Origin of the sequence: Meiothermus cerbereus, assembly GCF_051297115.1 — a bacterium.
GTDB lineage: Bacteria > Deinococcota > Deinococci > Deinococcales > Thermaceae > Meiothermus > Meiothermus cerbereus_A.
This window is the reverse complement of record NZ_JBEVAL010000102.1, coordinates 1-8,103: the sequence shown is the minus strand read 5'-3', so window position 1 is coordinate 8,103 and position 8,103 is coordinate 1. Positions and strand designations below refer to the sequence as shown.

7 protein-coding genes are annotated in these 8,103 nt (G+C 61.2%); 5 read left to right on the top strand and 2 right to left on the bottom strand.

All coding sequences use genetic code 11. From position 1 onward, the window contains the following. Positions 1-81: 81 nt before the first annotated feature. Both ABWU19_RS13775 and ABWU19_RS13770 read right to left on the bottom strand, forming a co-directional pair. Positions 82-867, bottom strand: coding sequence for a sulfite exporter TauE/SafE family protein (locus ABWU19_RS13775; protein WP_435902235.1), 786 nt, complete (start codon positions 865-867; stop codon positions 82-84). Positions 868-916: 49 nt separating this feature from the next. Then, complete coding sequence (locus tag ABWU19_RS13770; protein WP_435902234.1) at positions 917-1,912, bottom strand: dipeptidase; 996 nt, start codon at positions 1,910-1,912, stop codon at positions 917-919. Positions 1,913-2,006: 94 nt separating this feature from the next. Between ABWU19_RS13770 and ABWU19_RS13765 the strand changes: the two genes are divergently transcribed. The 5 genes from ABWU19_RS13765 to ABWU19_RS13745 all read left to right on the top strand — a co-directional run. After that, positions 2,007-3,326: a cryptochrome/photolyase family protein gene (locus tag ABWU19_RS13765; protein ID WP_435902233.1), complete on the top strand. Its 1,320-nt coding sequence runs from the start codon at positions 2,007-2,009 to the stop codon at positions 3,324-3,326. Positions 3,327-3,557: 231 nt separating this feature from the next. Further along, the gene (locus tag ABWU19_RS13760) at positions 3,558-4,052 is read left to right on the top strand and encodes a fasciclin domain-containing protein (RefSeq protein ID WP_435902232.1); all 495 of its coding nucleotides are present in this window, start codon (positions 3,558-3,560) and stop codon (positions 4,050-4,052) included. Between the two features lie 150 nt (positions 4,053-4,202). Next, entirely contained in the window at positions 4,203-4,856 is a 654-nt protein-coding gene (locus tag ABWU19_RS13755) for a DUF4397 domain-containing protein (protein ID WP_435902231.1), read from the top strand. A gap of 90 nt (positions 4,857-4,946) precedes the next feature. After that, positions 4,947-6,236, top strand: coding sequence for an alpha/beta hydrolase (locus ABWU19_RS13750; protein WP_435902230.1), 1,290 nt, complete (start codon positions 4,947-4,949; stop codon positions 6,234-6,236). 509 nt (positions 6,237-6,745) lie between these two features. After that, a partial coding sequence (locus tag ABWU19_RS13745) for a PAS domain S-box protein (RefSeq protein ID WP_435902229.1) occupies positions 6,746-8,103 on the top strand: 1,358 nt, incomplete at its 3' end.

Genomic DNA, 8,103 nt, shown 5'->3' with positions numbered 1-8,103 from the left:
CCATCACGAGACAGCAGCCCGCCTGCTGGGGGTGGAGCGATATTACCTGCTGGAGTGAAGGGGGGTGCGGAATGTGGGATATCAGATCAACTTGGTTGGTTCCGTAGCCTGGGGGCTGGTTTTGGGTTTGGCCCCCACGTAGCGCAGGGCTGTCCAGATTAGTACCCCAGAAAATACCAACCTAAGCCAGAACTCAGGTAGCTGGTTGGCTACCAAACCGCCTGCAAAGGCCCCGACCAGAATGCCCACAACCAACCCCGGCACATACTCCTGGGCCAGGTTGCCGTGACGGTAGTGGGTATAAGAACCCACCAGCGCCGACGGCACCATAGCCAGCAGGGAAGTGCCCTGGGCTGTGTGCTGCTCGAGGCCCACCAGCAGCACCATAATCGGCACCGTAATGGTGCCACCACCCACGCCCAGCAAGCCTGAGGCGAAACCCGCTGCTGCACCCGTAACGATGAGTGGAATAATCTTAAACCATCCCTGCAAGGGTTCGTCGACATGGGGAATGTAGGGTTTGAGCAACAGGCTCAGGGCAACCACAACCAGGTACCAGCCGAATACCCGCTTGAGTTTCCACTCGGGTAGCCGGTTGGCAAAACGTGCACCCCAGTTGGCCGTGAGCATGGCGCTGGGGAAGATGACCAGGGCAGCCAACCAGTCCACTGTGCCCTGGGTGGCGTAGGTAAAGGCTCCAACCAGGCCTGTAAAAACAACCATTACCAGGCTCGTGGCCACAGCGCGGTGCTGGGTGAGTTTTAGAAAGCTCGACATCAGCGGGACGGCAACTATACCGCCTCCAAGCCCTACCAACCCCCCAAAACCTCCCGCAATCAGGCCGATCCACAGACTAGTGAGATTCACGGCCCCGTTATACCATGCCCCACAAGATTTTAGATTCAAAACCCAGCGTTTAGCCAAGCACGGTGTCTAACCAGCGCAGCCAGTTTTCACCAAGCACCTTGGACTGGAAAGGTTCGGGGACTAGCTGGGCGATTTTTTGCAGATCGGCGGGCTCGTCCAGCCCATACGGGTTTTCCTTCATGCCAAAGCCGCCATCGAAGTCGGAGCCGATGCCCACCCTGTCCCAGCCGATTAAACCTGCGGTGTGGGCCAGGTGCCGCCCCACCACTTCCAGCCCCACCCGTTCCATGCCACGCTTCCAGGTGTGGTCGAGAAAAAACCCGAACAAAACTGTGCCAATGACCCCCTGGCGGGCTCCGATGGCCTGGATCATGGCGTCGCTCAGGTGGCGGTTGGAGAACTCGAGCCCCTCGCCGCCCAGCAAGGCCCGGGGGTTGCTGTGGGTAGCACAGACCGGGCCGTCGAACACCTCGAGGGCCTGCCAGAAGGCCTGTTCGTCCATGTGGGAAAAATCGAGGGCCAGCCGACTTTCGTACATGGCCTGCATGAGCTCGAGGCCCAGCTCGCTCAGGCCGCCGGGTTCGCGGGTTCCACCGCAGTAGCGGGTGCGGTTCCAGGCCGGGCCAATCAGGCGAACCCCTTCTGTCTTCCAAAAAGCCACCTCGCCAGGCTCACGGATGCACTCGGCGCCTTCAATCAGGATCACCAGGGCTGTAATTCTGTCCTGAGGCCACAACGCCAGATGCTTCTCCAGACTGGCCCGGTCGCGCAGGATACGTACCCAGCCCTGCTCTTCCCAGCGCAGGTACACCTCCAGCTGCTTGAGGGCCTGGCGGTGGGCACCCTGGGGTTGGCTGTCCTTATGGGGGTCTACCCAGAGGGTGGCAAAGCAGACGCCCACGCCCCCTTCGCGCAGGGCAGGCAGGGTCACGACGGGTATCTCGGCGCGGGTGTCGCGTGTGCGCAGCTCTGCAAGCGGCAGGGTCAGGTCGCGCCCCAGGTTCACTACGTTGTGGGCGAGGTCGAGGTGGGCGTCTACAATCATGCCTTCAATACTAGCGTGGTTCTGCAGCACAGCGAGACGGCTGTTTGTAGGACAGGCTCCTGCAAGCAAAGGCTTTTGCCCTTAAAACCAGGCCATGAACCTCGTCTGGCACCGTGCCGACCTTCGCCTGCACGATAACCCGGCCCTGGTTGAGGCTTTGAAGTCCGGCCCGGCCCTGGGGCTGGTGGTTTTGGATCCCAACATCCTGCAAAACACCAGCCCACGCCGGCGGGCCTGGTTTTATCAGAACACCGCGGCCCTGCGTGAAGCCTATCTCCGCCGGGGAAGCTTTTTGCTGGTTCGTGTGGGTCTGCCGTGGGAGGTGTTGCCTCAGGTTGTCAGCGAGCTCGCGGCAAACCGGGTTTACGCAGTGCGCAACTCGACCCCCTATGCCCGCTTGCGCGACCAGAAGGTGGGGGAGGCTCTACCGGGGCGGGTGTCCTGGCTGGAAGGGCAGTACATCCAGGAACCCGGTAACATCGTGAAACCCGATGGAGGCCCCTACACGGTCTTTACGCCGTACTCCAGGCGTTGGTGGGCTGCCGGGGCACCGGTTTTGCTCGAGGCCCCCACCTACTTTCCGCCCACACCTCTTCCCCTGGGCTTAGACCTGGGCACCGTCCCCCAAGAAACCCCTGGTGTGCCGCTGCCACCGGCGGGTGAGGAGGCCGCGCAGAGGGCGCTCGAGGTTTTTTTGCGCGATAGGCTGACCGGCTACCACCAGACCCGCGATGCACTGGGCGGCGAGGGGACCTCGAGGCTCTCCTGCTACTTCACCCTGGGGGTGCTTTCGCCCCGCCTGGCCGCCCAAAGGGCTTTGCAGATAGGGGGTGAAGGGGCCCGCAAATGGGTTAACGAGCTATGCTGGCGTGACTTTAGCGGCGACCTGCTCTACCACCGCCCGCAGATGATGACCCAGGCCTTTGACCCCCGCTGGAACGACCTGCCCTGGAACGACGATGACGAGCTTTTTGAGGCCTGGCTTCAGGGGCAGACCGGTATACCGGTGGTGGATGCCAGCATGCGCGAACTGCAGGCCACGGGCTTTTTGTCCAACCGAGCCCGCATGGTGGTGGCGCAGTTCGCGGTCAAACTGGCCTTGCTGCCCTGGCAGAAATGTGAACGGGCCTTCCGCGATCTGCTCTTGGATGGCGATAACGCCTCCAACCTGCAAGGCTGGCAATGGGCCGGGGGCTTGGGGGTGGATGCAGCCCCCTACTTCCGCGTATTTAATCTGATTACCCAGGCTGAAGCCCACGACCCCAGCGGTACCTGGCTAAAGCGCTGGGTGCCCGAGTCGGGGGGCAAGCCCCAGCCCTACCAAACCCCGTTGCTGGATTTGCACCTGGCCCGCAAGCGCTACCTGGCCGTTGCCGAGAAAATTGCCAAATCTGAACCCCAGGGGAGCGCATAGCCCAGCAACCCATGCTGTGGGCCCTGGTGTGCTTGGCAGGCTACACCTGCTGCACGCACCGCAAACCTGAACGTAGTCTGGACGCATATTGTACCAAGCTTCTACATATAAGCTCTACCCTAGAGGTTGAAACAAGCGGTGGAAGTAAAGCAAAAGCCGATAAACATCGGAACCGCCAGCCCCATCGCGCTGCTTTCAACCCCATTTCAAAGATGCACACGGAGGTAGCATATGAAGATCAAAGCTTTGCTCATCGCTGGTAGCCTGGCCCTGGCCGTTCTCGGACTAACCCTTACCAACGCCCAGAGCACCACCCAGAACCAGACCATCGCGCAGATAGTGGCTACCAACCCCAACTTCAGCACCCTGCTGGCGGCAGTGCAGGCGGCGGGCCTGGTGGAAACCCTTTCTGGAGAGGGCCCCTTTACAGTCTTCGCGCCCACCAATGCAGCCTTTGCCAAGATTCCCAAAGCCGACCTGGACAAGCTTCTGGCCGACAAGGCTGCCCTGACCAAGGTCCTGACCTACCACGTCGTGGCCGGGCGGGTGTCCTCGAGCCAGGTGGTTACTCTGAAAGAAGCCAAGACCGTTCAGGGCCAGGGTGTTGCCATCGAAGTTAAAGATGGCAAGGTAATCCTCAATGGCAACTCTACGGTCACGGCGGTTGACATTCAGGCCAAAAACGGCGTCATTCACGTGATTGATACCGTGCTGTTGCCCAAATAGCAAGACCAAAGCCTCGATCCCCTGTCGCCCGACAGGGGATTTTTTCCATAAAAAAGTCTGGTTTGTAATCCAGACGGGTTGCCGGATTGTGCGCCTCAGGTTACGATGCCAGGGAAACGAATAACCCTGTGGTTTAGAAAGGAGAGCTCTATGCTGTGGACGAGGTGGATCGCAGGCTTGGTGCTGGTGTTTGGCTTTGCCCTGGCTCAGGACAATACGGCTTACGTGCGTTTTGCCCACCTGGTGCCCGATGCGCCAGCGGTTGACATCCTAACGGGCGGGAGTAAGGTTTTTGAGGCCCAGACTTTCAAGGACGTAACCTACTACGCCGAGGTGCCCGCGGGCAGCCTGACCCTGACCGTACAGACCACCGGACAGAACCCGACCAAGGTAGCCGACGTAAACATCCGCGTACAGGCCGGCAAGTACTACACGGTGATGGCGCTCGGTACGGCCTCGGCCCTCAAGGCCCGCGTGGTCGAAGACCGCATTGCCCCTGCCGAAGGCGTAGCAAAAGTACGCATTGTGCACGCCTCGCCAGATGCACCAGCCGTGGATGTGGCCCTCAAAGGTGGGCCGGTGCTGTTCCGTAACCTGGCCTTCAACCAGGTTTCGGGCTACGGCCTCGTTCCAGCAGGTGCCTACAACCTCGAGGTGCGCCCCACCGGCACCACCAATGTGGCCCTCCCGCTGGAGGGGGTGGCGTTTGAAGGCGGTAAGGTCTACAGTGTCTTTGCTGTGGGCTTGCTGGCTGGCGAGACCCTCGAGGTGGTCGTGGTGGAAGACTCCTTTGGCAGTCCGTAAGCCAAAACATGGGGTTGAGGTGGGCTTCGGCCCACCTTTTTGTGAGCCCAGGTCAAGTTTGAAACCCAATCTGGTCGCAGCATAGGAGTCATGCGCATCTGGATTGTTTTACTGGCTTTGTTGGGGCTGGGCCTGGCTCAGCCCCTGCGCTGGAACGGCCAGCCCGAGTACCGGGCCATTCCCGGCGCAAGCACAGCGGCAGGCGCGGCCCTGGACAGAAGCTATACGCTGGTCTACCCGGCCCAGGGCACCCCACGCGGCACCATTGTGTTTGTTCCGGGTTTTTTGGGTGGTGCAACCAACTTCGACGCCCTGGCCCGCCGGCTGGTGTTGGCGGCTCCCGGCTGGTCGGTCTGGGCCTGGGATCGGCGGGCCAATGGCCTGGAAGATCGTCGGGGCTTCACCACTGCCGACCCCTGGGCCTACTACCAGAACTACAAGCTGCCCGATTTTCCCTTTCTGAAGGACTGGGGCCTGAGGGTGCACCTGGAAGACCTCGAGCGGGTGATAGACCAGGCCCGCAGCGGTGGCCCGGTGGTGCTGGCGGGGCACTCGCTGGGGGCTAGCCTGGCCTCGCTTTTTGCCCTGTACCGGGGTGAAAAAATCAGCGGTCTGGTTTTGCTAGACGGCGCACCCCGCCTGGTTCCCCTTAGCCGCGAGCAGTATTTGGGCGGCAGCGAGGGGAGTTTTGGACGTCTGGCAGGTCTCAATGAACTCCTGGAGGGCAAAGCCCCACCTTACATCAACGCTTTCGGGTTGAACCCAGTAGGTTTTGCCCAGGCTGAAGCCCAGGCCTTCATGACCGCCCAGAATCCCCAGGCCGATGCCCCCCCTGGCTGGGCCCCTTTCCGGGCCAGCCGGCTGGCTGCAGCCTTGTACCGCGTGGATGAGCGCTATGCCCTATCGCCTGTTTTTGCGGTCTCGGTGGGGCAGTCTACCGGGCGTGAAGGTATTAACCTGCTCAGCTTTGTGGTGGGCAGCCTGATTTACACCATTCGCGGGCCGCGGGGGGGCCGGGTGGAGTGGCGCGATAATGGCGAGGCCACCGACCCCATGGAGTTTATTGGGATGTACGCCAGCCCCACCACCGGCTTTTCGGAGTGGTTTTTTCCTTACCGCCTGTCCCTCGACATCTCGGCCTACGATGTGGCCATGCCCGAGCTAAAGCCGCGCCCGTTGCCCTTCCAGGTATTGGCCCTGGGGGCAGGGCGTGGTTTGCTGCCCCAGGAAGGCAGCTTCCGCAGCGTGGGCGAAACCTTCCCCAGTACCCGCACAGACATCCGCATCCTGCCTAACCTGACCCACCTGGACATCCTCACCAGCCGCCATGGTGACGCGGTAGGCCCCATTGCGGCTTACCTGCTGGGGGTGGGGCGCTAGGGCTAGAGCGCTCTTCACATGTGGAGCTGCTCACAACTTGATGGCTTTGTCCTGCACAGTGAAGAGTGCGATAAGCCAACCAGTGCCATACTGGGGGCTGCTAACAAGGCAGATGCAGCGGTGGCATTTCGCCTTTGCTTCAATGCACAAGTTGCGTGTATTTGCTCAGTGCCAACATAACCGCTTTATTTGGATGCGTGGGCATGCAGGTATTGTCCAGGGTGAGTGCAGACCCAACAAAAACCCAAAGCCGCGTTACTCAACCCGGTCTGGCCGCGATGATGGTTATAGAAAAGGCTGTCTGGGCCTTTTTTTGTCGACGTGACGTAACTGCTGTTGAGGGCGTAACGTAGGGGCTTTGTGTGATTAACGTTTCGGAAAGGCTGCATAGTGAGTAGAATCACCGAGTACGTGAGGCGACTTTGGTGCAGCCAATCTAAAACCTCGGGATCCATGTGGGTTGCAGGGTCGCGTAGAGATTTGCCGGAGGCCTGTACTTGTACGCGCAGATGATGACCTGGTTGAGGCCACGCAGGCTCGAGCTGTTCCTGGGCCTGAGCTTCATGTTGATGTACGGGCTGGCTTTTCCGGTGATGTATCAAAGCCTCAACCACGGGGCCCTGCCCCTGGTTTTGCCCGGGGTGGCCCTTTTGAGCTGGGCCCTGGGAATCTGGGGGGCGCTGACGGTGGGCCTAACTTTGCTCCCTTTCCATACTGCATTGCTGAATTCTGTGGGAGCCCCATGGCAGTCGGGCCTGGGGGAAGCGGTGCTGGTGGTGGGAGCAGTGGGGCTTACCACCTGTCTGGTGGTGGGGCTTTTTCGTTTTCAGTACGACCGCCGCTGGGCCGCTGAAGCCGCCATGAGGAAAAGCCAGGCCCAGGCCGAGGAGCGCAACCTCGAGCTCGCCCTATTTTCCAAAGTGCGCGATGGCCTGGCCCGCGACCTCGAGCCGCTGGCCCTGATGCGCGGGGTGGTGGACGTGCTGCAGGAGCATCCGCGTTTCGACAGCATTGCCGCCTATCGGCCTGAAGGGGCCTATCTGCGGCTGATATGGTCCGGGGGTAAGCAAACCCTGCCCGAACGTTTCGAGCCGACCCACGAGATTGTGTACCGGGCTGCCCACCAGGCCGAAACGGTGGTCATGCACAGCACCGAAGAGCGTAGTAAAGCTGGTTTGCTGGGTGAGCGAAGCCTGGTGGCGGTGCCGTTGCCGGTGAAAGGCAGGGTGTTTGGGGTGCTGGTGGTGGGCAGCACCAATGCCGACCTCGAGCAGCGGGACGTGCGCTTTCTGGAGGGGGTGGCGAGCCAGCTTTGCATGGCCATTGACCGCGCCCAGGTTTACGAGGCCCTGCGCGAACAGGAGGCCATCTACCGAACCTTGATGGAGACCTTGCCCGATGCGGTGGCGCTGTGCGATGGTTCCAGGGTGCTCTACCTCAACCCGGTGGGGCTGCGGGGGCTGGGCTACGAGCGCCTCGAGGAAGTGGTGGGGCAACCCCTGACCCAGTTTGTTCACCCAGACTCACTTCCGCGCGTGGCCGAGCGGATACAGCGCACTTTGGGAGGGGAACGCGATACCCTCGAGGAAATTCGGCTGCTTACCCGCGATGGCCGCGAACTCGAGGTTGAGGCCCAGGGGGTGCGGGTGCAGATTGCAGGCCATGAGCAGGTCTTGATTTCCATTCGCGATGTGGGTGAACGCAAGCGCCAGCAAGCCCGTATCGAGTATCTGGCCTACCACGACCCCCTCACCGACCTGCCCAACCGCCGCAAGCTGTGGGCGGTGGCAGAGGAGGTTTTTGTGGCCGACCGGCCAGGCTCTTATCATATACAGCATGAACCCGAACAAACCCATACCCAGCCCCA

Excerpts from the sequence above, each read along its gene's own strand:
- ABWU19_RS13760 (WP_435902232.1), top strand. The coding sequence starts at position 3,558 with ATGAAGATCAAAGCTTTGCTCATCGCTGGTAGCCTGGCCCTGGCCGTT.
- ABWU19_RS13755 (WP_435902231.1), top strand. The coding sequence starts at position 4,203 with ATGCTGTGGACGAGGTGGATCGCAGGCTTGGTGCTGGTGTTTGGCTTT.
- ABWU19_RS13750 (WP_435902230.1), top strand. The coding sequence starts at position 4,947 with ATGCGCATCTGGATTGTTTTACTGGCTTTGTTGGGGCTGGGCCTGGCT.
- ABWU19_RS13770 (WP_435902234.1), bottom strand. The coding sequence starts at position 1,912 with ATGATTGTAGACGCCCACCTCGACCTCGCCCACAACGTAGTGAACCTG.
- ABWU19_RS13765 (WP_435902233.1), top strand. The coding sequence starts at position 2,007 with ATGAACCTCGTCTGGCACCGTGCCGACCTTCGCCTGCACGATAACCCG.